Genomic DNA, 21,342 nt, shown 5'->3' on the forward strand with positions numbered 1-21,342 from the left:
GCGACAGCAGGGTAGGAATGACAACCGCCCCCGTCAGCTTTCGCGGAAGGCGCGGTTGAAATAGTCTGCCAGCGGCTTGACCAGATAGGCCATCGGGCTGCGGTCGCCGGTCTGGATATAGACCTCGACCGGCATGCCGGGGACCAAGGCCAGCTCTCCCAGCTTGTCGAGCTCCTGCGGCGGGATCGAGATCTCGGCACGATAATAGGGCGTGCGCGTCGCCTCGTCGATCAGCGCATCGGCCGAGATGCGGTCCAGCCGTCCGTCGATCTCGGGCGTTGTCCGCGACGAGAAGGCCGAAAAGCGCAGCACCACGGGCTGGCCCAGCTGGATCTCGTCGATGTTGATCGTCGAGACCCGCGCGCCGATCACCAGCGGCCGGTCCTGAGGGATCACATACAGAAGCGGGTCCGCCGGCCTGACAACCGATCGCGGCGTGGTGACCTGCATGTTGTAAACAAGGCCTGACACAGGGGCCCTGATCTCCAGCCGGCTGATCTGCTCGAGCAGGCTGCGCCGGCGCTCGGCAAGCTCCAGTTCGCGATAGCCTAGGTCGCGCAATTCGGTTTCCGCCTGTTCGCGGCGCTCGGCCGTCAGGCGCAGGCGCTGGATCTCAAGCTCCGTCTGGCGGATCAGTGCGGCGGCGCGGTCCGCCTGCAAGGCGCCCAGTTGACCGTCCAGTCGCGCGGCCTCTCGTTCAAGGCTCAGGACGCGGGACGACTGTGCCAGGCCCCGGTCCAGCAGGCTTCGCTGGTCGGTCAGTTCCTCTCCGATCAGCTCGCGCTGTGCGGCGAGGGCCGTGATCTGCGCGTCGATCCCCTCGACCTCGGCATCGACCTGGTCGGACTGCTTGGCCAGCTGGTCCAGCGACTGGCGGAGGGTTTCCAGACGGGTGCGGAACAGGCTTGCCTGCCCTTCCATCAGCGCCCGCAGCTCGGCAGAGCCTTCCGCGGCCTCGACGAGCAGCTGCGGGAAGGTGATGTCGTCGGCATCGGCGCGTTCGGCCTCCAGCCGACCGCGGCGGGCCAAGACCTCGAAGTACTGGCCCTCGACGATGGTATGTTCGGTCTGCAGCAGCGTGCCGTCCAGTGACAGCAGCAGGTCGCCGGCCTTCACCGATTCGCCCTCGGACACGGCGATCGCCTCGACCACGCCGCCATCGGGGTGCTGCACGATCTGGCGCTGCTGCTCGACCTCGACCTGGCCCGAGGCGACGACCGCGCCCGAGATCTGGGTGGCCATGGCCCAGGCGACGAAGCCGCCGACCAGCACGATGACGGCGACCAGCCCCGCGATGATCGGGCCGCGCACCGGCCAGCGGTTGTCGACCGGCCCGCTCATGCGACGCCGCCCCTCTGGCCGGCGGATTGAGCCTTGAGGATCTGGGCCGAGTTCTGCACCATCTGTTCCAACACCTTGTCGCGCGGCCCGAAGGCGCGCCGCTGCCCGCCTTCCAGCACCAGCAGGTTTTCGCATTCGTTGATCGCCGCGGGGCGGTGGGCCATGATGACCACGGCACCGCCCTCCGACTTCAGCCGCCGGATCGCCTGGTTCAGCGCCTCCGACCCCTGGTTGTCGAGGTTCGAGTTCGGCTCGTCCAGGACCAGCAGCACCGGGTCGGGATAAAGCGCCCGCGCCAGACCGATCCGCTGGATCTGGCCCCCCGACAGGCGCCCGGCGGTCTGGCTGATCCGCGTGTCATAGCCCTGCGGCAGGTCCAGGATCATCTGGTGCGCGGCGGCCGCCTGCGCGGCGCGGACGACGCGATCGGGGTCTGGCGCCTCGGCCAGCCGGGCGATGTTCTGGGCAATGGTGCCGTCGAACAGCGTCACCTGCTGCGGCAGGTAACCGATCAGCCCGCCCAGGACGTCTGGGTGAAACTGGTCCAGCGTCGCGCCTCCAAGCCGGATGCTGCCCGCGCCCACCGGCCAGGCCCCGATCAGCGCCCGCGCCAAAGTGGACTTGCCAGCCCCGGACGGCCCGATCACGCCAAGGGCGGTTCCGGGCGCGATGCCGAAGCTGACGCCACGCAGCGTCGCCGTGCTGTCGCCGGGTGGCGCGACCGACAGGTTGCGCACCTCGAGCCGCGCTTCGGGGCGGGGCAGCGCGGTGCGCGGAGCTTCGGGCGCATGGCGCGACAGCAGGCCCGCCAGCCGTGCCCAGCCATCCTGCGCGGCCTGGACCGCCGGCCAGCCGCCGACCAGCTGGTCCACCGGCGCCAAGGCACGGCCCATCATGATCGAGCTGGCGATCATCGCCCCTGGCGTCAGTTCCTGGCGCAGCACCAGCCAGGCGCCGGCCGCCAGCATCGCGCTTTGCAGGAACAGCCGGAAGCTGCGCGAGAAGACGCTGAAGCCCGAGGACAGGTCGCCCGCGCGGACCGAATCCTGCTGCGCCTGTTCGCGGGCCTTGCGCCAGCGGGCGAAGGTCGCGCCGCGCATCCCCAGGGCACCGATGACCTCGCCCTCGTCGCGGTAAAGGTCGGCCATCCGCTGCGCCTGCGCCCCGGCCTGGGCCGACCCCTGCAGGGGCGCCTTGGTCAGGGTCCGGTTCGCAATCGTCGTGGCCACCAGGATTGCCCCGCCGATGGTCGCGACCACGCCCAGCAGCGGGTGGAAGATATAGACGGCCGCCAGAAACAGCGGCGCCCAGGGCAGGTCGAAAAGCGCCAGCGTCACTGGAGAACCCAGCAGCCGCTGAACCGCGTCCAGGTCGCGCATGCCGCCGGCAGTCGCGGCCGATTCGTCGCCGCGCAGGGCCCCCTCGCGCAGGGCAGCCGAGAAGACGCGCCCCTCCATCCGGTCCTGGAACCGCGCCGCGATCCGCTGCATCACACGGTTCCGGATCAGGTCGATGACGCCCATCAGCAGGAACAGGAAGATCACCAGGATGAACAGCGCCGTCAGCGTCTCGGTGCTGCGCGACGCCAGCACGCGGTCATAGACCTGCAGCATGAAGAGCGGCCCGGTCAGCATCAGAAGGTTCACCACGGCCGAAAAGACCGCCACCGCCAGGAACAGGCGCCAGCCGGTGGAGCGGGCCGCACGCAGTTCGCGTGCCCCGTCATGAAGTGTTGTGCTTCGGACCATGATCCTGCCTTGAGCTTCGCGGCACTGGGGCCGCGCCAGGTTGCCGGCAAGCGACGGGGCTTGCCTCGATTTTGCGCGGACCATATCACCACGGGCAGGTAAAGATACCCCTAGTGCCGGGTGGACGAACGGAAAGGCCGTGATTTTGGTGAAGTTGTTACCGACAGGCCGACGCCTTGTCTGCCTTCTGGCGGGGCTTGCCGTGGCGGGTTGCGTGTCGCAATCGGTCCAGCGCGACGGCGTGACGATCAACGACCCGTTCGAGGCGCAGAACCGCCGCGTCCACGCCTTCAACAAGGGACTGGACGCGCGGGTGATCGGCCCGGTGGCAGACCGCCTGAAGGGGGACGACGACGGTCCGCGCGACCCGGACGCGCCCATCGGGCCGCTGCAGATGGTGATCAATGCCGGGCGCAACCTGTCACTGCCGGTCAAGGTGGTGAACGGCCTGTTGCAGGGGCGGCCGGGGGACGCCGGCCAGAACCTGACGCGCTTTGCAGTGAACAGCACCCTTGGCCTTGGCGGGCTCTTCGATCCGGCCGCCGCCAGCTTCGGCGTGACCGAGCGCGACACCGACTTTGGAGAGACCCTGGCCGTCTGGGGCGTCCCCGAGGGCGCCTATCTGGAACTGCCGATCCTGGGCCCGTCGACGCAGCGCGATGCGGTGGGGCAAGTGGTCGACCTGTTGATCGATCCTCTCTACCATGTGCTGGACGCCAAGGGGGCGGCGGTCGTGTTCGGGCTGCGCGTGGCCTCAAAAGCCGGTGATCGAGCGCGGTTCGGGGACAGCGTGGATGGCATCCTGCAGGGAAGTGCGGATAGCTATGCCCAGTTGCGGCTGATCTGGCTAATGAACCGACGCCACGATTTGGGAGAAGAGCGTGCCGAATATGACCCTTATGACGATGCCGCGATCGACCCGTATGCCGAGTGACCGGCGCGGGTTCCTGGGCCTGCTGGCCTCGGCCGGCGTGCTGGCGGCGATGCCGCGACTGGCGCTGGCGCTGGACGCGGGCGGTGCGCGGACGCTGATCGACCGATCCCTGGGCGAGGTTTATCAGGTCATCAACTCGGGCCAGCCGGGCCCGCAGATGTATCAGCAGTTCGAGGCGATCTTTGCCCGCTATGCCGATGTCGACGTGATCGCCCGGTCCGCACTGGGGCCCGCCGCCCGTCAGGCGGGCGCGGCCGAGTTCGCGGCCTATCGGCAGGCGTTCCAAGGCTATATCGGGCGAAAGTACGGCAAGCGCTTCCGCGAGTTCATCGGGTCCCGCATCGAGGTGACGGGCGCGCGCCCGCTGAAGAGCTTCTATGCCGTGACCTCGGTCGCCTATCTGAACGGGCGTGCGCCGATGGAGGTGGAATGGCATGTCTCGGACCGGTCGGGCCGGGATCTGTACTTCAACATCATCATTGAGGGCGTGAACATGCTGGCCAGCGAACGGGCCGAGATCGGCGCGATGCTGGCCCGCCGTCAAGGCAGCCTGCCGGGACTGACGGCCGACCTGCAGCAGGCGGGCTGAAGCCCGCTCCACCCATCCTGCACTGTCCCAAAAGAAAGCCCCGTCCGAAACGTCGGACGGGGCTTCGTCTTGCTCACCGCGGGGCGTCAGTTATTGCCCAGGATCCCATTCAGCGCCCGGCTGAGCGCATCGTCCGAGCTGGCCCCGGCGCTGTCGCCGGGTGTCTGCGGGGCCGTCACCTCGGTGGGGGCGGTGACGACGCGGCCAGAGCGTTCGGCCTCGACCCCGTTCATCACCCCGGCCAGCGCCGCCGCCAGCGGATCGTCGGCGGACCCGCTGGTCACGACGCGCGGCGTCGATTCGCCCTGCGACATGATGATGCCGCTGCCATCGGGCGACACTGTCGACAGCGCCAGTTCCGGCAGGTCCTTGTGGATCTCGGACATGACGGCCTGCCAGATCTCGGCCGGAAGGCCGCCGCCGGTCACGCCCGACAGCGGCGTGTTGTCGTCATAGCCCATCCACACGCCGGTCACGTACTGCTCGGTGAAGCCCACGAACCACGCGTCGCGATAGCTGCTGGTCGTGCCGGTCTTGCCCGCGGCGGGACGCGAGCCAAGGCTGGCGCGGCGGCCGGTACCGTCCTCGATGACCTTCTGCATCATATAGATCAGCTGCCCCGCTGCGCGCTGGCTGATGACGCGCTGGCCCAGGCCGCCCGACTGGCCCATCAGCGGGCGTTCGTCGCCCTGCATGGTCAGCTCGACCAGACCATAGGGCAGCACGGATGTGCCGCCGTTCCGGATGCCTGCATAAGCGCCGGTCAGTTCCAGCAGCGTCGCCTCGGACGCGCCGAGGCCAAGCGAGGGGCTGCGGGTCAGGTTGCTGACGATGCCGAAATCATGGGCCACCCGGATCACCTCGTCCCGACCCACGGCCTCCTGCAGGCGGATGGTCGAGGTGTTCAGCGACTGCGCCAGCGCGGTGGTCAGCGACACCGGCCCTCGGTAGCTGCGGGTATAGTTCTGCGGCGACCAGTTCTTGCCGCCCGGAATCCGGATCGTCAGCGGCGCGTCCTGCACCGTGTCCGAGGGCGAATACCCCGCCTCTAGCGCGGCGGCGAAGACGAAAGGCTTGAAGCTGGACCCGGTCTGCCGCTTGGCCTGCGTCGCGCGGTTGAAGGCGCCGTTCACGGTCGTGTCGCGGCCGCCCAGCATGGCACGCACCGCACCGTCCGCCGACATGACCACCACCGCCGCCTCGACGTCCGAGCCCTCCTTCAGCTTCTCGTCAAAGACCTGCTTCAGCGCGCGTTCGGCGGCGCGCTGGATGCCTTGGTCGAAGGTCGTCCTGATGGTCACGTCCTCGGTGGTCTCGCTGGTCAGGAAGCCGGGACCGGATTCCATCAGCCAATCGGCGAAATAGCCGCCCGCCCGCGCCTTGGCGGCCTGCGACAGCGTGGCGGGATTGGCGCGGCCCTCGGCGACCTCGGTTGGGGTCAGGTATCCCTCCTCGCCCATCAGGCCCAGGATCACGTTGGCGCGCTCCTGGCTGCGCTCAAGGTTCGCGGTGGGGGCGTAATAGCTGGGCGCCCGCAGGAGGCCCGCCAGCATCGCCGCTTCCTGCGCGTTCACCTGGCTGGCCGGCTTGTTGAAATAGCGCTGGCTGGCAGCTTCGAAGCCGCGCGCGCCGGCGCCCAGATAGGACCGGTTCATGTAGATGTTGAGGATGTCGTCCTTGCTGTACTTGGCCTCCATGGCGAAGGCATAGGGAACCTCCTTGATCTTGCGCCAGACGCCGCCGGACCGGCAGTCGGCCTCGAACTCGGCCTCATCGGCGAACCGGGTGGGGTCGAAGGTGTCGCCAAGGCACAGCAGCTTGGCGACCTGCTGGGTGATGGTCGAGCCGCCGTTCCCCTCCAACGGGCCGCGTCCGGCGGCAAGGTTGATGCGGATGGCGCTGGCGATGCCGCGCGGGCTGACGCCCAGATGACGATAGAAGCGGCGATCCTCGGTCGCGATCACGGCCTCCTTCAGGACCGGGGCGATATCCTCGCTGCGCACGGCGCCATATGTCTCTCCCCGCCAGGCGAAGACGCGGCCTTCGTGGTCCAGCATGGTGACGCTGCCACGGGCGCGGGCGTCGAACAACTCCTCGGGCTCGGGCAGGCCGACATAGAAATAGGTGGTGGCCGCGCCGATGATCAGCGCCACGACCATCGCCAGCCGCCAGATCGACCCCCAGATGATCCGCCAGATCAGCGTCACGAAACCCGCGATCCATCCAAGGATGCCGCCGCGGCGCGGCTTTCGATGCCTGCGGACCTTGCGCGGCTTCTGGGGCGCGGCCGTGGGCGCCGAGCGCTTGTCGGCAACAGGGCTCTTGCCCGTGCGGGGCGGGGTGCCGGTCGGTCTTTTCATGCGTCGGATGCCTGCGTGACTGCCATGCCGGTTGATCCGGCCAGAATTGCCGACACCCTACAGCAAGACATGGGGCAGGGGAATTGGGGTGACCAATCCGTGATGCCCCATAGGCGGTCGGGCGCGGGGGGCGACAATGACCTTGGCGCAGGCAGGTTGCACAGGCTGCGGGCAATCTGGCGTCAATGCCGCGCAGATCCTGCCCGTTTCTTCGGCCCCGCCGGCCGAATCCGCCCGTTCGGCGGGCAGTTCCGGATTCTCGCCGGTAGTTTCCCCGGCACCGCTTTGCCGCAAGACCGTAATTGCTGATGAAAGGAGCGACAACAGCCGGTCCGGCGGCTGTGACTTGATGCGAGGTTTAGACACATGCAAAAGACCCTCCCGCTCATCGCGACGCTTGCGGCGCTGGCAGCTTGGCCGGCTGCCGCCCAAGATGTCGCGGCGCCCGTGGAGGCGGCTGCCGCGGTCAGCGCGGACGTCGCTTACATCTTCAACACGCTTCTGTTTCTGATCGGCGGCTTCCTGGTCATGTGGATGGCCGCGGGCTTTGCAATGCTGGAGGCCGGGCTGGTGCGGTCGAAGAACGTCACGACGCAGCTGTTCAAGAACATCTCGCTCTTTGCCATCGCGGGGATCATGTACTGGCTGATCGGGTACAACCTGATGTATCCGGGCGACTGGACCGTGACCGGATACATCGGTGAGCTGTTCAGCCCCAAGGCGATCGACCCCGTGGGCGCGGGCCTGGCCGAGGACGGCTATTCCGCCGCGTCGGACTTCTTCTTCCAGCTGATGTTCTGCGCCACCACCGCGTCCATCGTGTCGGGCACCCTGGCCGAACGCGTGAAGCTGTGGCCGTTCCTGATCTTCACCGTGGTGCTGACCGCGCTGATCTATCCCATCGAGGCCAGCTGGCAGTGGGGCGGGGGCTTCCTGTCCGAAATGGGCTTTTCGGACTTTGCGGGTTCGGCATTGGTCCATGCGGCGGGCGGTTTTGCGGCGCTGGCAGGGGCCATCGTGCTGGGGGCGCGGACTGGCAAGTATCGGGCCGACGGTCGGATGCAACCGATGCCGGGTTCGAACCTGGCACTGGCGACGCTTGGCACGTTCATCCTGTGGCTGGGCTGGTTCGGCTTCAACGGCGCGTCGCAGCTGGCCATCGGTTCGGTCAATGACGCCGCCGATGTCAGCCGGATCTTCGTGAACACCAACATGGCGGCCTCGGCCGGCGCGGTTGCGGCGATCATCGTGACGCAGCTTGTCTATGGAAAGATCGACCTGACGATGGTCCTGAACGGTGCGCTGGCGGGTCTGGTGTCCATCACGGCCGAGCCGCTGACCCCTTCGATCTTCGCGGCGATCCTGATCGGCGGCGTGGGCGGCGCGATCGCGGTCTTCGTGGTGCCGATGCTGGATCGCATGAAGATCGACGACGTCGTCGGCGCCATCCCGGTGCACCTGGTCGCGGGCATCTGGGGCACGATGATCGTCCCGGCCACCAACGATGGCACCAGCTTCGCGACGCAGTTCATCGGCATCCTCTGCATTGGCGGTTTCGTCTTCGTGGTCAGCTTCGTCTTCTGGTCGATCCTGAAGGCGACGACGGGCATCCGCGTCAGCCAGGAAGCCGAGATCAGCGGCCTCGACATCTCGGAGATGGGTATGGAAGCCTACCCCGACTTCGTCCAGGCCAAGTAAACACAGGGTCTCTTCCCGGAGAGGGGGCGGGTCGCGTAAGCGGCCCGCCCTTTCCTGTTCCGGCGCGGGATGTCGGTGAACGTCGGGTGGCGGTTCAGGCGACGCGGCTGACGACGAAATCGGCCAGGTCGGCCAGCATGTCGCGGATCGAATGCGCCGGCAGCACCGCCAGCGCGGCCTTGGCGCGGGCGGCGTGGTCCAGCGCGTCGCGGCGCGCAGCCTCCATTGCGCCGTGGCGGGCCAGCAGCGTCAGCGCATGTTCCAGGTCGCCCTCGCGCTGGTCGCCCGCCTCGATGGTGCGCGACCAGAAGGCGCGCTCGTCCGGGGAAGCCTTGGCGACGGCCTTGATGACCGGCAGGGTCAGCTTGCGCTCGCGGAAATCGTCGCCGACGTTCTTGCCGATCGTCTCGGTCGCGCCACCGTAGTCCAGAAGGTCGTCGACGATCTGGAAGCTGATCCCCAACGCGTCGCCGTAATCGAACAGCGCGCGGACCTGGTCATCCGGCGCACCCGCGATGACGCCGCCCACCTCGGTCGCGGCGGAAAACAGCGCCGCCGTCTTGCCGCGCACCACCTGCAGATAGACCGACTCGTCAGTGGCTAGGTCCTGCGCCGCGGTCAGCTGCAGCACCTCGCCCTCGGCGATGGTGGCGCTGGCATTGGAAAGAATTTCCAGCGTGCGCAGGTTACCGGGTTCGACCATCAGCTGGAAGCTGCGCGCGAACAGATAGTCGCCGACCAGGACGCTGGACTTGTTGTCCCACAGCAGGTTCGCCGTCGGACGTCCGCGCCGCTGGCGGCTTTCGTCCACGACGTCGTCATGAAGAAGCGTCGCGGTGTGGATGAATTCGACTGTGGCGGCCAAGTGGATGTGATAGGGCCCCGCATAATCCAGCATCCTGGCCGCGGCCAGGGTCAGCATCGGGCGCAGGCGCTTGCCGCCGGCCTCGATCAGGTGGGCGGTCACCTCGGGGATGCGGGGGGCGTGCTGGCTGGCCATGCGGTCGCGGATCAGGGCGTTCACCGCCTCCATCTCGGCGCCCAAGGCGTCAGAGAGAAGATCCAGCGGTTTACGGACGTTTTCCTGCACAGTCATAGCCTACCCCGTGTCTGCGACATCGCATTGCCACGGGATCGACAATTTCGCAACCGCCGCTTAACGTCGCCTGGATGAAAGAGCTTTTCCGCAGCAATGATCCCGTGCGCATGTCCGCCGCAACCAGCCTGCTGGAAGCCGAGGGAATCGCCACCTTTCCCATGGATCAGCACATGAGCGTCCTGGAAGGCTCGATCGGCATCCTTCCGGCGCGGCTGATGGTCGCGGACCGTGACGAATTCATGGCCCGCGCCATCCTGCGCGACGCCGGGCTGGATGACTGAGACGCGCATCGACGGCTTTTTGGACGGGCGGCTGCGGATCGCGCAGCCGCTGCGCGGCTATCGGTCGGGGGCCGATGCGGTGATGCTGGCGGCGGCCTGCCCGGCACGACCGGGGCAAGCCGTGCTGGAACTGGGCTGCGGCGCCGGTGTCGCCAGCCTCTGCCTCGGCTGGCGGGTCGGCGAACTGGCGCTGTCTGGGCTGGAGCGGCAAGAGGATTACGCCACGCTGGCCCGCGCCAATGCGACCGAAAACGGCATCCCGCTGGAGGTGCTGACCGGCGATCTGGCCGCGCCGCCGCCTGCGCTGCGGACGCGCGCATTCGACCATGTCATCATGAACCCACCCTATTTTCTGGCCGGGACCGCCGCGCCCGACCGCGGCCGGGCCGAGGCGCGGCAAGAGGAGACGCCGCTTGCCGCCTGGGTGGATGCCGCGCTGCGCCGTCTTCGCTCCGGCGGCTGGCTGACACTGATCCAGCGGGCGGACCGGCTGGGCGCGGTCATTCGCGCCTTGGGCGATCGCGCGGGCGCCCTGTCGATCCTGCCGGTCGCCGCGCGACGCGATCATCCGGCCGGGCGCGTGCTGCTGGCTGCTCGCAAGGGATCGCGCAGCCCGATGCGGTTGCTGGCGCCTTTCGTGATGCATGCCGAAAGGGCCCATATGCGCGACGGCGAGGACCTGACTCCTGGCGCCGCAGACGTCCTGCGCAACGGAGCGCCGATCGAATTGATAAATGCGAAAGTTTCGTGACAGAATCGCAATCATATGCTGCACTGCGTTTGTTGGACTCAACTATACAGGAGGATGCGATGTCGGTTGCTTCCCACGTCGAGGAGCTTCGCAAGAAACACCAGAACCTGTCCGATGCCGTTGAAAGGGCCCACCGAACACCCAGTGCCAGCGATCAGGAGATCGCGGCCATGAAACGCGAAAAACTTCGCCTGAAGGAACAGATCACCCGACTTGCACACTGATTCGTCCGAACCATGACGTTCGCATGAAAAAGGCCCGCGCAATCCTGCGCGGGCCGTCCTGCTTCAGGCCGGATCAGACGAAGAACTGCCCGCCATTCGCGCTGAGCGTCGAGCCGGTGATGAAGCCCGCGTCGTCGGCCACGAGGAAGACCACCGCACGGGCGATCTCCTCGGGTTCGCCAAGGCGTCCGACGGGGATCTGCGGGATGATCCGTTCGTTCAGAACCTTCTCGTCGATGGCGCGCACCATCTCGGTCCCGATATAGCCAGGGCAGATGGCGTTGACGGTGATGCCCGCGCGCGCGCCTTCCTGGGCCAGGGCCTTGGTGAAGCCCAGATCGCCCGCCTTGGCAGCGGAATAGTTCGCCTGCCCCGCCTGGCCCTTCTGCCCGTTGATCGAGCTGATGTTGACGACCCGCCCGAACTTGCGGTCGCGCATGCCGGTCCAGACCGCGTGGGTCATGTTGAACAGGCCGGTCAGGTTGGTGTCGATCACCTCTTTCCACTGCTCGGGTGTCATCTTGTGGAACATGGCATCGCGGGTGATACCGGCGTTGTTGACCAGGATGTCGATCGGGCCAAGGTCGGCTTCGACCTGTGCGACACCGTTCTTGCAGGCATCGTAATCCGCCACCGACCATTTGTAGGTCTTGATGCCGGTTTCGTCGGTGAAGCTGCGCGCGGCGTCGTCGTTGCCAGCGTAGGTGGCGGCGACCTGATACCCGGCAGCCTTCAGCGCCTGAGAGATTGCGGCCCCAATCCCGCGCGATCCTCCGGTGACCAATGCAACTTTAGCCATATGTCCTCCCCCTTGATATAAAATTTATAATATTGCTAATTAATCACGAGGCAGCGCGCAAGAAGATTGCGCGCTGCATGTTAGGTCAGCGTTCCAAGCACATAGCAACGCCCATGCCGCCGCCGATGCACAGCGTCGCCAGGCCCTTCTTGGCATCGCGGCGCTGCATTTCGAACAGAAGGGTGTTCAGCACCCGGCACCCCGAGGCGCCGATCGGGTGGCCGATGGCGATGGCCCCGCCGTTGACGTTCACGATGGACGGGTCCCAGCCCATGTCCTTGTTCACGGCGCAGGCCTGGGCCGCGAAGGCCTCGTTCGCCTCGACCAAGTCCAGATCGCCGACCGACCAGCCGGCCTTTTCCAGCGCCTTGCGGCTGGCGGGGATCGGGCCGGTGCCCATGATCGCCGGGTCGAGGCCCGCGGTGGCGTGGCTGGCGATGCGCGCCAGCGGGGTCAGGCCGCGGCGCGCGGCCTCTTCCTCGGTCATCACCATGACCGCGGCCGCGCCGTCGTTCAGGCCCGAGGCATTGGCCGCCGTGACCGAGCCGTCCTTGGTAAAGGCCGGGCGCAGCTTCTGCATCGCTTCCAGCGTGGCGCCGTGGCGGATGTATTCGTCCTTGTCCACGACCGTGTCGCCCTTGCGGGTCTTGACGGTGTAGGCGACGATCTCGTCATCGAAGCGGCCTTCCTTCTGGGCAGCCTCGGCCTTGTTCTGGCTGGCGACGGCGAATTCGTCCTGCTGGTCGCGGCTGATCTGCCACTTCTCGGCCACGTTCTCGGCCGTCTGGCCCATGTGGTACTGGTTGAACGCGTCCCACAGGCCGTCGCGGATCATCGTGTCGACCATCTGCATGTCGCCCATCTTCTGGCCAGCCCGCAGATAGGTCGCGTGCATGGCCATCGACATGCTTTCCTGACCGCCGGCCAGAACCACGCGCGCGTCGCCCAGGATCACCTGCTGCGCGGCCAGCGCCACGGCACGCAGGCCCGAACCGCAGACCTGATTAAGGCCCCAGGCGGCCGACTCCTTCGGCAGCCCCGCCTTGATATGGGCCTGGCGGGCGGGGTTCTGCCCCTGACCGGCGGTCAGCACCTGGCCCATGATGGTTTCATCGATCTCGGCGGCGTCGACACCGGCGCGCGAGATGACCTCCTTGAGGACGGCGGCCCCCAGGTCATGTGCCGGAATGTTGGCGAACGACCCGAGGAAGCTTCCTACGGGCGTCCGGGCGGCAGAGACGATCACGGCGTTTGTCATGGCGGGCTCCTTCCCATCATTGCCGGCGGACCGGCGAATCCGGTTCAGGATGCGCGTTCGCGACGTGGCGTCAAGCAGATCGCGCCGACAAACAGGGCGGGCCCGTCGCCGTCCGTCAGCGGGTGGCCAGCGATGGCGGCGTTTTCCAGGGCGGCGCGATGGTCGGCGCGCCGAAGTAGTAACCCTGCAGGCAGTCGATGCCGATATCGATCAGGAAGCTGGCATCCTCGGCCGTCTCGACGGATTCGGCGACGGTGAACATGTCGAAATGGTGGGCGATGGACTGCAGCGCGCGGGTCAGCACCTGGTTGTCGGGGCTGGCCGAGATCCGGCGGATGAACTGACCGTCGATCTTGATCATGTCGAAGCAGAAGTCGCGCAGATAACGGAAAGAGGTGTAGCCCGCACCGAAATCGTCCAGTGCCAGGCTGATGCCATAGCCCTGCACCTCGGCCATGAAGCCCTGCACCTCGTGCGGCATGCCCATAGCCGAGCTTTCGGTGATCTCGAGGATCAGCCTTTCGCCCAGCAGGGGATCCTCGGCCAGGCCGCGGCGCAGGGTATTGATCCAGTCGGGATATTCGATCGACCGTGCCGACATGTTGATCGACAGGCGCAGCGACGGATCCTCGGCCAAGGTCCGCAGGCCCAGAGACAGCGACAGGCAGTCGATCTTGCGGCCCAGTTCGGTGGTTTCGGCCTGCGGCATGAAATCGCGCAGCGGCACCAGCCGGCCGGTATCGTCGATGATCCGGATCAGCCCTTCATAAAAGGCGGCGACCTTCGTGCGCCCGGACTGCACGATCGGCTGAAACGCCAGCACGCCGCTGCCCTTTTCCACCGCCGCCGCCACCGAGGACATGGTGATGCGGTCCTGAAAACGGATCGCGTCGTCCAGGGGCGAACTGTTTTCCAGAATTCTATCGCTCACAACCCGCGCCTCTCGATTCTCAGCCTGTTTGCAGTCCAGCCATGATGGCTTAACCTGCCCTGAAAAGGCACCGCATTTTCAACTCAGGGTTAATAGATGATCAGCCGATGCGACTGGTGCGGCAGCGATCCGCTGTATCAGCACTATCACGACATGGAATGGGGCGTTCCTGAACGCGACCCGCGGGCGCTATGGGAAAAGCTGGTGCTGGACGGGTTCCAGGCCGGGCTGTCCTGGATCACCATCCTGCGCAAGCGCGAGGCCTTCCGCGAGGAGTTCGACGGCTTCGATCCCCGGCGGGTTGCCACCTGGGACCAGGCGCGGATCGACCGGGCGCTGCGGAACCCCGGCATCGTCCGCCATCGCGGCAAGATCGAGGCGACCGTGCGCGGCGCAGGCGCCTATCTGCAGATCGAGGACGCCGAGGGCTTCTCGCCCTGGCTGTGGTCGTTCGTTGGTGGCCAGCCCATCCGGAACCATTGGCCGGACATGGCGTCCGTGCCGACGCAGACCGATGAGTCGCGCGCCATGTCAAAGGCGCTGAAATCGCGCGGCTTCAACTTCTGCGGGCCGGTCATCATCTATGCCTTCATGCAGGCCACCGGGATGGTCGACGACCACCTGACGACCTGCCACCGGCATGGCGCACTTACGGCGCCATCAGCTGCGTGATGAGGGTCTTTGCGGCATCAGAATCCCACTCTGCGTCGCCGAGGTAACGCGCGACCTCTTTGCCGTCGCGGTCGATCAGGACCGTGACCGGCAGGCCCACGACGCCCATGTCGCGGGCGACCTGCTGGCGGGGGTCCAGAAGGACGGGCAGGTTTTCGACGCTGACCTCTTCGAAGAAGTCGTCGATCCGCTCGGGCGCGTTGCGGCCTGTGGCGATGGTGACGACCTCGAAGTCGTCGCCGCCCATCTGCGACTGAAGGCGGTCCAGGGCCGGCATCTCCTCGCGGCAGGGGGCGCACCAGGTGGCCCAGAAGTTCAGCAGGACGACCTTGCCCTTCCAGTCGGCCAAGGTGTGGGTGCCGCCGTCGGGATCGGTGAATTCGGTGCCCGAAATCGGCGCGGGTTCCTCGGCGACGACCAGCTTTTCCAAGCCTCCGTCGCGGGCCGCCTGCCAGTCCGGTTCGGCCGCGAAGGCGGCATTTGCACCGATGAGAAGGGCCGTATAAAGCAGGGCGGAACGCAGCATGAGACCTCCGAGGGACGTACCTGATGACCGACCGGCCAGAAACCTCCGCCAACAGCATGTGGGGCGGGCGCTTCGCCGCCGGACCCGACGCGATCATGGAGGCGATCAATGCCTCGATCAGCTTCGACCGGCGGCTTTATGCCCAGGACATCCGGGGCAGCCGGGCCCATGCCGCGATGCTTGCGGCCACGGGCATCATCAGCGATAGCGATGCGAAGGCGATCGGGGAAGGCCTGCTCACCGTCTTGTCAGAGATCGAGGGCGGAGATTTCCCCTTCAGGACCGCGCTGGAGGACATCCACATGAACGTGGAGGCCCGCCTGAAGGAGATCATCGGCGAACCCGCCGGCCGTCTGCATACCGGCCGGTCGCGGAACGATCAGGTGGCGACGGACTTCCGCCTGTGGGTCCGCGACCAGTGTGACGCGGCTATCGACGGCCTGACCGCGCTGATCCGCGCGGCGCTGGGTCAGGCCGAGGCGGGGGCGGACTGGGTCATGCCGGGCTTCACCCATCTGCAGACGGCGCAGCCAGTGACCTGGGGCCACCACATGATGGCCTATGTCGAGATGTTCGGCCGTGACCTGTCGCGCTTCCAAGACGCCCGGCGGCGGATGAACGAATCTCCCTTGGGCGCCGCCGCACTGGCCGGAACCGGCTATTCAATCGACCGCGACATGACCGCCAAGGCGCTGGATTTCGACCGACCCATGGCCAACAGCCTGGACGCCGTCAGCGACCGCGACTTTGCGCTGGAATACCTCGCGGCGGCATCTATCTGCGCCGTCCACCTGTCGCGCCTCGCCGAGGAACTGGTGATCTGGTCCTCGGCGCAGTTCCGCTTCGTGTCCATGTCTGACAAGTGGTCCACCGGGTCGTCGATCATGCCGCAGAAACGCAACCCCGATGCGGCCGAACTGATCCGCGCCAAGATCGGGCGCATCCTAGGCGCGACGGTCGCGCTCTTCACGGTGATGAAGGGCCTGCCCTTGGCCTATTCAAAGGACATGCAGGAAGACAAGGAACAGGTCTTCGACGCCGCCGACAACCTGATGTTGGCCTTGGCCGCCATGTCGGGGATGCTGTCGGACCTGACCGCCAACCGCGACCGGCTGGAGGCTGCGGCCAGCACCGGCTTTTCCACCGCGACCGACCTTGCGGACTGGCTGGTGCGCGAACTGGGCCTGCCCTTCCGCGACGCCCATCACGTCACCGGGTCTCTGGTGGCGCTGGCCGAAACCCGCGGCATCGACCTGCCGGACCTGACGCTCGACGACATGCGCTCGGTCCATGACGGGATCACGCAGGACGTCTTCAACGTGCTGGGCGTGCACAATTCCGTCGCCTCGCGCCAAAGCTATGGCGGCACCGCACCTGCGCAGGTGTGCGCCCAGATCGCCCGCTGGAAGGAGAAACTGGCATGAGAAATACCCTGATCGTCGTGGTGGTGCTGGTCATCGTCGTGGCCCTTCTGGCCAGCTGCGGCGTCGACGGCGCCCCGCAACGGCCGGTCGAAAAGCCCCTGCAGCAACGGGTCGGCGTCACCGTCAGCGGCGATGCCACCGTGGGCGTGGTGGCCGATCTCTAGATGGACCATTTCCTTTACCGGGACGGCCATCTGCATGCCGAGGACGTGCCCCTGTCGCGCATCGCGGCCGAGGTTGGCACACCCGTCTATGTCTATTCCGCCGCGACCCTGACGCGCCATTTCGGCCTGTTCCGGCAGGCGCTGGACTGGACGGATCACCTGGTCTGCTTTGCGGTCAAGTCGAACAGCAACCTGGCGGTCCTGAAGCTGATGGGCGATCTGGGCGCGGGCATGGACGTGGTCTCGGGCGGCGAATACGCGCGGGCCAGGGCGGCGGGCGTGCCGGGCGACCGGATCGTCTTTTCCGGCGTCGGCAAGACTGTTCCCGAAATGCGCATGGCCATCGAAGGCGGCATCCGCCAGTTCAACGTGGAAAGCGAACCCGAAATGCGGGCCTTGTCCGCCGTGGCTGCCGGCATGGGCGCGACGGTGCCGATCGCGGTCCGGGTGAACCCCGATGTCGATGCCAAGACGCACGAGAAGATCGCCACCGGCAAGTCCGACAACAAGTTCGGCATCCCGATTTCCCGCGCGGTCGAGGTCTATGCCGAGGCGGCGGCCCTGCCGGGGCTGCAGGTCATGGGCATAGACGTCCATATCGGCAGCCAGCTGACCGACCTGGACCCGTTCCGCGCGGCCTATGCCAAGGTGGCCGACCTGACAACGGCGCTGCGGGCCGAGGGTCACCGGATCACCCGGCTGGACCTGGGCGGCGGGCTGGGCATTCCCTATCGCCGCGACAACAACGCCCCGCCCCTGCCCATCGAATACGGAGAGGTCATCCGCGAGGCCGTGGGCCATCTGGGCTGCGAGATCGAGATCGAGCCCGGCCGCAACATCGTCGGCAACGCCGGCGTCCTGCTGTCCGAGGTCATCTACGTCAAGAACGGCCAGGACCGGGACTTCCTGATCGTGGACGCGGCCATGAACGACCTCTTGCGACCCGCCATGTACGGCGCCCACCACGACATCGTGCCGCTGGTCGAGCCTGCGGTCGGGGCGGGGGTCCATGCCTATGACGTGGTGGGGCCGGTTTGCGAATCAGGTGACACGTTCCAGAAGGGGGCAGAGCTGCCCGAAATGGCGGCAGGCGGGCTGGTCGCCTTCCGCTCGGCCGGGGCATATGGCGCGGTGATGGCGTCGGAGTACAATTCCCGGCCGCTGGTCCCAGAGGTTCTGGTGCGGGGCGATCACTTCGCCGTCATCAGGCCGCGTCCGACATATGAGGAGATGCTGGGGCGCGATAGCGTCCCGGAATGGCTTTGATCGGGCGAAAGCATGTGACCGACAGGCCGGCGACCGTCAGCCCCCGGCCGCCGAGCAGCATGTCTTTGCAGACGATCCCGCGGGTGGAACGCGCCCTGCGCCTGACCCGCTGGGGCATGGCTTGGGAACGTGCGGCGCGCGCCTTCTGGCCGCTGCTGACGCTGTTGGCCGTTGGGTTCGCGGCGCTGGCCTTGGGCGGCGTGGCGGCCCTGCCGGGCGCGGCGCTGCCGTGGCTGGCGGGCCTGTGGCTGATTGCGGTGGTGATCGCGGCGGGCCGGGGCGGCTGGAAGTTCCGGCGGGTCCGCTCGTACGAGGCGCTGGAGCGTCTGGACCGGACGCTGCCCGGACGCCCCCTGACGGCGCTGCGCGACCGTGCGGCCATCGGCGGGGAAGGCGCGCTTTGGCAGGCGCATCTGGCGCAGATGCAGCAGGCCGCGCGCGCCGCGCGGGCCGTGCGTCCCGACGCGGACCTTGCGCGCCGTGACCCCTATGCGCTGCGGCTGGCGGCACTGGTGGCGCTGGTCATGGCGCTGATCTTCGGCGGCGCCGGCCAGATGGGCCAAGGCGTGCGCGCCATTGCCGCGACCATGACCGCCCCTGGCGACGATGCCGGCATCCCCTCCGGCCCCGCGTGGGAGGGGTGGGCCGAGCCGCCAGCCTACACGCGGCGGCCGACGATCTATTTGAACGCCACGGCCGAAGGCGAGGTGCTGGAGCTGCCGAAGGGGACCGAGGTCAGCTTCCGGCTCTATGGCGGCGGCATCGAGGTGGTGCAGGACATCGGCCCCGCCTCGGGCGAGGATCAGACCGCGCCGGTCTTCCGCGCCGAACGGACCGGCGCGATCGAGGTCGGCAACCGGCGCTTTGACGTCGCCGTGCTGCCCGACGCGGTGCCGGTGATCCGCGCCGGAGCAGCGCCCGTCCGGCGGGCCGACGGGCGGATGATCCAGGACTTCAGCGCTGCCGACGACCACGGCGTCAGCGAGGCATCCGCGGTGATCGCGCTGGACCTGCCGAAGATCGACCGCCGCTTCGGCTTGGCGGCCGAGCCCGAGCCTCGGGACCCGATCACGCTGGCGCTGCCGCTGCCTCGGGGCGGGCGGCAGGACGTGCAGGGACAGCTGGTCGAGGATCTGTCCCGCCACCCCTGGGCCAACCTGCCGGTGCGCCTGACGCTGGAGGCGGTCGATGGGATCGAACAGGTGGGGCAGTCGGACCCGATGTCGGTGAACCTGCCGGGGCGGCGCTTCTTCGACCCCTTGGCGGCCGCGCTGATCGAGATGCGCCGCGACCTGCTCTGGTCGCGCGAGAATGCCGGCCGCAGCGCCGAGATCCTGCGCGCCGTCACCTGGCAGCCCGAGGGTTTCGTCGAAGGCGACCTTTATGCCCAGCTCCGCGGGGCGGTCGGGCTGCTGGAGGGTGACGACTTCACCCCCGAGGCCCGCGACCGGCTGGCCGAGGCGCTGTGGGAAGCGGCTGTCCAGCTGGAGGACGGCGGCCTGCAGGACGCTCTGGAACGCATGCGCCAGGCGCAGGAGCGTCTGTCAGAGGCGATCCGCAACGGTGCCAGCCCCGACGAGATCCAGCGCCTGATGGACGAGCTGCGAGAGGCGACCGACGCCTATACGCAGATGCTGGCCGAGCAGAGCGAGGGGCAGGACCGGACAGACAGCCCGGACCGCGGCCAGCAGGGCCAGCAGATCACTGGCGGTCAGATCCAGGAGATGATGGACGAGATCCAGCGCCTGATGAACGAGGGCCGCATGGCCGAGGCCGAGGCGCTGCTGGAGCAGTTCAACCGGATGATGGAGAACCTGCAGGTGCAGCAGGGCCAGGGCGAGGGGCAGGAGGGCGGCCAGGGCAGCCAGCCGATGAACCGCTTGGCCGACACGCTGCGCGAACAGCAGCGCCTGTCTGACGAGGCGTTCCGCGACATGCAGCGGCAGTTCGGCCAGGGTCAGCAAGGGCAGGGTCAGCAGGGGCAGGGCGAAGGTCAGCAGGGCGGCGGCCAGGACGGGCAGAGCCTTGCCGACCGCCAGCGCGCCCTGCGCGAGGAGCTGGGGCAGCAGCAGGGCCTGATGCCGGGGCAGGGGTCCCCCGAGGGGGATGCCGCGCGGCGGCAGCTGGACGAGGCCGGCCGCGCGATGGAGGACGCCGAGCAGGCGCTGCGCGACGGCGACACCGGCCAGGCGCTGCAAAGGCAGGCAGACGCCATCCAGTCGATGCGCGAGGGGATGCGCGCCCTGGGCGACATGATGGCCCAGCAGGGCCAGCAGGGTCAGGAAGGCCAGCAGGCCGGCGAAGGACAGCAGCCCGGAAACCAGCCGGGCGAAAGCGCGCCCGGTGGGCAGAGCCAGCAGCCTTATCAGGGACGTCCGGTTCTCGACCCTCTGGGACGAGAAAGCGGCGGCGGCGGCAACGTGGTCACCAGCGGCGATCCCCTGGCCGAGGGCCGCGACCCGGCGCAGCGGGCGCGCGATCTTCTGGACGAGATCCGCCGTCGCAGCGGCCAGCAGGACCGGCCCGAGGACGAGCGCGACTATCTGGGACGGCTGCTGGACAGGTTCTGAGGGTCAGCCCGTCAGGCGGGCGGCCTGGATATCCAGCCACAGCCTGATGCGGTCCAAGCCTTCGCGGATCTGTACCAGCCGTTCGCCGATGCCTCCCTCGTCCGGGACCTGCGGCGCAAGGACATAGATCGCGACGCAGGCGGCGGCCAGCATCACCATCAGCCCGAACCCCAGGACATAGCCCCCCGACCGGTCCCTGCCCGATTCGCGAGGCCTTTCGGGCGCACGCGGAACGGGCGCGGGCTGGGCTGCGGGCTTGTGCCGGATCACGGCGGGCGAGGCATTGGCGGCGGGCGTCAGCGGCACAGGGGGCTTCGGCCCGGTCCTGACCGCGCGGGTGGCGCTGGTGGGGACCACCACCGTCGTGGCGGGCCAGTCGCCCTCGGGCTGCGGGACGGCGGCCTCGGCTGACAGGGGGGCCTCGCCGTTTCGAAGGCGACGCTCGTGCTCGACTTCTTCTCGCAGGATGTCCAGCACCTCGGGCGCAAGCCGGCGGCTGGCCGAGGGGGCTGGCGGCGGCGTCGGCCGCGTGAACGAGCCCAGGTCCAGCGGTCCGGCGGCTTCGGAGCGGCGGGCCTCCCAAACCAGCCCGCAGCTGCTGCATTCGACCTCTCGGCCGGCGACGGGCAGGGCGTCGTCGGGCAGCACGTATTCGGCCTTGCAGCCCGGACAGATCAAGTTGATTTCTCCCATGCCACCCTCGCATT

General features: G+C 67.8%; 20 protein-coding genes. 11 read left to right on the forward strand and 9 right to left on the reverse strand.

Annotated features, from left to right (window positions below):
- Positions 1 to 33: 33 nt before the first annotated feature.
- Complete coding sequence (locus OC184_RS00935) at positions 34 to 1,341, reverse strand: HlyD family type I secretion periplasmic adaptor subunit (RefSeq protein ID WP_265505292.1); 1,308 nt, start codon at positions 1,339 to 1,341, stop codon at positions 34 to 36.
- Positions 1,338 to 3,089 carry a type I secretion system permease/ATPase gene (locus OC184_RS00940; RefSeq protein ID WP_265505293.1) on the reverse strand — a complete coding sequence of 584 codons (1,752 nt, stop codon included), beginning with the start codon at positions 3,087 to 3,089 and terminating at the stop codon, positions 1,338 to 1,340. Before OC184_RS00940 ends, OC184_RS00935 begins: the two co-directional genes overlap by 4 nt.
- A gap of 139 nt (positions 3,090 to 3,228) precedes the next feature.
- Here OC184_RS00940 and OC184_RS00945 point away from each other — a divergent pair, with 139 nt between their 5' ends.
- Positions 3,229 to 4,023, forward strand: coding sequence for an MlaA family lipoprotein (locus OC184_RS00945; protein ID WP_265505294.1), 795 nt, complete (start codon positions 3,229 to 3,231; stop codon positions 4,021 to 4,023).
- Complete coding sequence (locus OC184_RS00950; RefSeq protein WP_265505295.1) at positions 4,013 to 4,612, forward strand: MlaC/ttg2D family ABC transporter substrate-binding protein; 600 nt, start codon at positions 4,013 to 4,015, stop codon at positions 4,610 to 4,612. The genes OC184_RS00945 and OC184_RS00950 overlap by 11 nt, the downstream gene beginning before the upstream one ends.
- Positions 4,613 to 4,698: 86 nt before the next feature.
- Here OC184_RS00950 and OC184_RS00955 read toward each other — a convergent pair whose 3' ends face one another.
- Positions 4,699 to 6,972, reverse strand: coding sequence for a transglycosylase domain-containing protein (locus OC184_RS00955; RefSeq protein ID WP_265505296.1), 2,274 nt, complete (start codon positions 6,970 to 6,972; stop codon positions 4,699 to 4,701).
- A gap of 366 nt (positions 6,973 to 7,338) precedes the next feature.
- On the opposite strand from OC184_RS00955, the gene amt reads away from it, so the two are divergent.
- Positions 7,339 to 8,670, forward strand: coding sequence for an ammonium transporter (gene amt / locus OC184_RS00960; protein WP_265505297.1), 1,332 nt, complete (start codon positions 7,339 to 7,341; stop codon positions 8,668 to 8,670).
- A 94-nt stretch (positions 8,671 to 8,764) separates the two neighbouring features.
- Here the strand turns inward: amt and OC184_RS00965 are convergent, their stop codons facing one another.
- Complete coding sequence (locus OC184_RS00965) at positions 8,765 to 9,766, reverse strand: polyprenyl synthetase family protein (RefSeq protein WP_265505298.1); 1,002 nt, start codon at positions 9,764 to 9,766, stop codon at positions 8,765 to 8,767.
- Positions 9,767 to 9,840: 74 nt separating this feature from the next.
- On the opposite strand from OC184_RS00965, the gene OC184_RS00970 reads away from it, so the two are divergent.
- Genes OC184_RS00970 through OC184_RS00980 form a run of 3 tightly spaced genes read left to right on the forward strand, consistent with a single transcriptional unit; the run spans position 9,841 to position 11,025 of the window.
- The gene (locus OC184_RS00970; RefSeq protein ID WP_265505299.1) at positions 9,841 to 10,050 is read left to right on the forward strand and encodes a putative signal transducing protein; all 210 of its coding nucleotides are present in this window, start codon (positions 9,841 to 9,843) and stop codon (positions 10,048 to 10,050) included.
- A complete protein-coding gene (locus OC184_RS00975) occupies positions 10,043 to 10,801 on the forward strand; it encodes a tRNA1(Val) (adenine(37)-N6)-methyltransferase (RefSeq protein WP_265505300.1) in 759 nt (252 codons plus the stop codon). The genes OC184_RS00970 and OC184_RS00975 overlap by 8 nt, the downstream gene beginning before the upstream one ends.
- Positions 10,802 to 10,860: 59 nt before the next feature.
- Positions 10,861 to 11,025, forward strand: a complete 165-nt coding sequence (locus OC184_RS00980) for a YdcH family protein (protein ID WP_265505301.1) — start codon at positions 10,861 to 10,863, stop codon at positions 11,023 to 11,025.
- A 73-nt stretch (positions 11,026 to 11,098) separates the two neighbouring features.
- On the opposite strand, the gene phbB is transcribed toward OC184_RS00980, so the two are convergent.
- The 3 genes from phbB to OC184_RS00995 all read right to left on the reverse strand — a co-directional run bounded on the left by phbB (position 11,099) and on the right by OC184_RS00995 (position 14,013).
- Complete coding sequence (gene phbB / locus OC184_RS00985) at positions 11,099 to 11,824, reverse strand: acetoacetyl-CoA reductase (protein ID WP_265505302.1); 726 nt, start codon at positions 11,822 to 11,824, stop codon at positions 11,099 to 11,101.
- 85 nt (positions 11,825 to 11,909) lie between these two features.
- Positions 11,910 to 13,082, reverse strand: coding sequence for an acetyl-CoA C-acetyltransferase (locus tag OC184_RS00990; RefSeq protein ID WP_265505303.1), 1,173 nt, complete (start codon positions 13,080 to 13,082; stop codon positions 11,910 to 11,912).
- Positions 13,083 to 13,197: 115 nt separating this feature from the next.
- Complete coding sequence (locus tag OC184_RS00995) at positions 13,198 to 14,013, reverse strand: EAL domain-containing protein (protein WP_265505304.1); 816 nt, start codon at positions 14,011 to 14,013, stop codon at positions 13,198 to 13,200.
- A 96-nt stretch (positions 14,014 to 14,109) separates the two neighbouring features.
- On the opposite strand from OC184_RS00995, the gene OC184_RS01000 reads away from it, so the two are divergent.
- The gene (locus OC184_RS01000) at positions 14,110 to 14,685 is read left to right on the forward strand and encodes a DNA-3-methyladenine glycosylase I (RefSeq protein ID WP_265505306.1); all 576 of its coding nucleotides are present in this window, start codon (positions 14,110 to 14,112) and stop codon (positions 14,683 to 14,685) included.
- Here the strand turns inward: OC184_RS01000 and OC184_RS01005 are convergent.
- Positions 14,663 to 15,211, reverse strand: a complete 549-nt coding sequence (locus tag OC184_RS01005; protein ID WP_265505307.1) for a TlpA disulfide reductase family protein — start codon at positions 15,209 to 15,211, stop codon at positions 14,663 to 14,665. The genes OC184_RS01000 and OC184_RS01005 overlap by 23 nt on opposite strands.
- 23 nt (positions 15,212 to 15,234) lie before the next feature.
- Between OC184_RS01005 and argH the strand changes: the two genes are divergently transcribed.
- Genes argH through OC184_RS01025 form a run of 4 tightly spaced genes read left to right on the forward strand, consistent with a single transcriptional unit; the run spans position 15,235 to position 20,635 of the window.
- Positions 15,235 to 16,635, forward strand: coding sequence for an argininosuccinate lyase (argH, locus tag OC184_RS01010; protein WP_265505308.1), 1,401 nt, complete (start codon positions 15,235 to 15,237; stop codon positions 16,633 to 16,635).
- On the forward strand, positions 16,632 to 16,799 hold the full coding sequence (locus tag OC184_RS01015) for a hypothetical protein (RefSeq protein WP_265505309.1): 168 nt from the start codon (positions 16,632 to 16,634) through the stop codon (positions 16,797 to 16,799). The genes argH and OC184_RS01015 overlap by 4 nt, the downstream gene beginning before the upstream one ends.
- The gene (lysA, locus tag OC184_RS01020) at positions 16,800 to 18,065 is read left to right on the forward strand and encodes a diaminopimelate decarboxylase (RefSeq protein WP_265505310.1); all 1,266 of its coding nucleotides are present in this window, start codon (positions 16,800 to 16,802) and stop codon (positions 18,063 to 18,065) included.
- Positions 18,066 to 18,124: 59 nt separating this feature from the next.
- The gene (locus OC184_RS01025) at positions 18,125 to 20,635 is read left to right on the forward strand and encodes a DUF4175 domain-containing protein (protein WP_265505311.1); all 2,511 of its coding nucleotides are present in this window, start codon (positions 18,125 to 18,127) and stop codon (positions 20,633 to 20,635) included.
- 3 nt (positions 20,636 to 20,638) lie between these two features.
- Here the strand turns inward: OC184_RS01025 and OC184_RS01030 are convergent, their stop codons facing one another.
- The gene (locus tag OC184_RS01030) at positions 20,639 to 21,328 is read right to left on the reverse strand and encodes a zinc-ribbon domain-containing protein (protein ID WP_265505312.1); all 690 of its coding nucleotides are present in this window, start codon (positions 21,326 to 21,328) and stop codon (positions 20,639 to 20,641) included.
- Between the last annotated feature and the right edge of the window lie 14 nt (positions 21,329 to 21,342).

It is taken from the genome of Paracoccus rhizosphaerae (assembly GCF_026162645.1).
Classification (GTDB): domain Bacteria; phylum Pseudomonadota; class Alphaproteobacteria; order Rhodobacterales; family Rhodobacteraceae; genus Paracoccus; species Paracoccus rhizosphaerae.

Coding starts and splice junctions, on each gene's coding strand:
- OC184_RS00935 (WP_265505292.1), bottom strand. CDS start 1,341: ATGAGCGGGCCGGTCGACAACCGCTGGCCGGTGCGCGGCCCGATCATC.
- OC184_RS00940 (WP_265505293.1), bottom strand. CDS start 3,089: ATGGTCCGAAGCACAACACTTCATGACGGGGCACGCGAACTGCGTGCG.
- OC184_RS00950 (WP_265505295.1), top strand. CDS start 4,013: ATGCCGAGTGACCGGCGCGGGTTCCTGGGCCTGCTGGCCTCGGCCGGC.
- OC184_RS00955 (WP_265505296.1), bottom strand. CDS start 6,972: ATGAAAAGACCGACCGGCACCCCGCCCCGCACGGGCAAGAGCCCTGTT.
- amt (WP_265505297.1), top strand. CDS start 7,339: ATGCAAAAGACCCTCCCGCTCATCGCGACGCTTGCGGCGCTGGCAGCT.
- OC184_RS00965 (WP_265505298.1), bottom strand. CDS start 9,766: ATGACTGTGCAGGAAAACGTCCGTAAACCGCTGGATCTTCTCTCTGAC.
- OC184_RS00970 (WP_265505299.1), top strand. CDS start 9,841: ATGAAAGAGCTTTTCCGCAGCAATGATCCCGTGCGCATGTCCGCCGCA.
- OC184_RS00975 (WP_265505300.1), top strand. CDS start 10,043: ATGACTGAGACGCGCATCGACGGCTTTTTGGACGGGCGGCTGCGGATC.
- OC184_RS00980 (WP_265505301.1), top strand. CDS start 10,861: ATGTCGGTTGCTTCCCACGTCGAGGAGCTTCGCAAGAAACACCAGAAC.
- phbB (WP_265505302.1), bottom strand. CDS start 11,824: ATGGCTAAAGTTGCATTGGTCACCGGAGGATCGCGCGGGATTGGGGCC.
- OC184_RS00990 (WP_265505303.1), bottom strand. CDS start 13,082: ATGACAAACGCCGTGATCGTCTCTGCCGCCCGGACGCCCGTAGGAAGC.
- OC184_RS01000 (WP_265505306.1), top strand. CDS start 14,110: ATGATCAGCCGATGCGACTGGTGCGGCAGCGATCCGCTGTATCAGCAC.
- OC184_RS01005 (WP_265505307.1), bottom strand. CDS start 15,211: ATGCTGCGTTCCGCCCTGCTTTATACGGCCCTTCTCATCGGTGCAAAT.
- argH (WP_265505308.1), top strand. CDS start 15,235: ATGACCGACCGGCCAGAAACCTCCGCCAACAGCATGTGGGGCGGGCGC.
- OC184_RS01015 (WP_265505309.1), top strand. CDS start 16,632: ATGAGAAATACCCTGATCGTCGTGGTGGTGCTGGTCATCGTCGTGGCC.
- lysA (WP_265505310.1), top strand. CDS start 16,800: ATGGACCATTTCCTTTACCGGGACGGCCATCTGCATGCCGAGGACGTG.
- OC184_RS01025 (WP_265505311.1), top strand. CDS start 18,125: ATGTCTTTGCAGACGATCCCGCGGGTGGAACGCGCCCTGCGCCTGACC.
- OC184_RS01030 (WP_265505312.1), bottom strand. CDS start 21,328: ATGGGAGAAATCAACTTGATCTGTCCGGGCTGCAAGGCCGAATACGTG.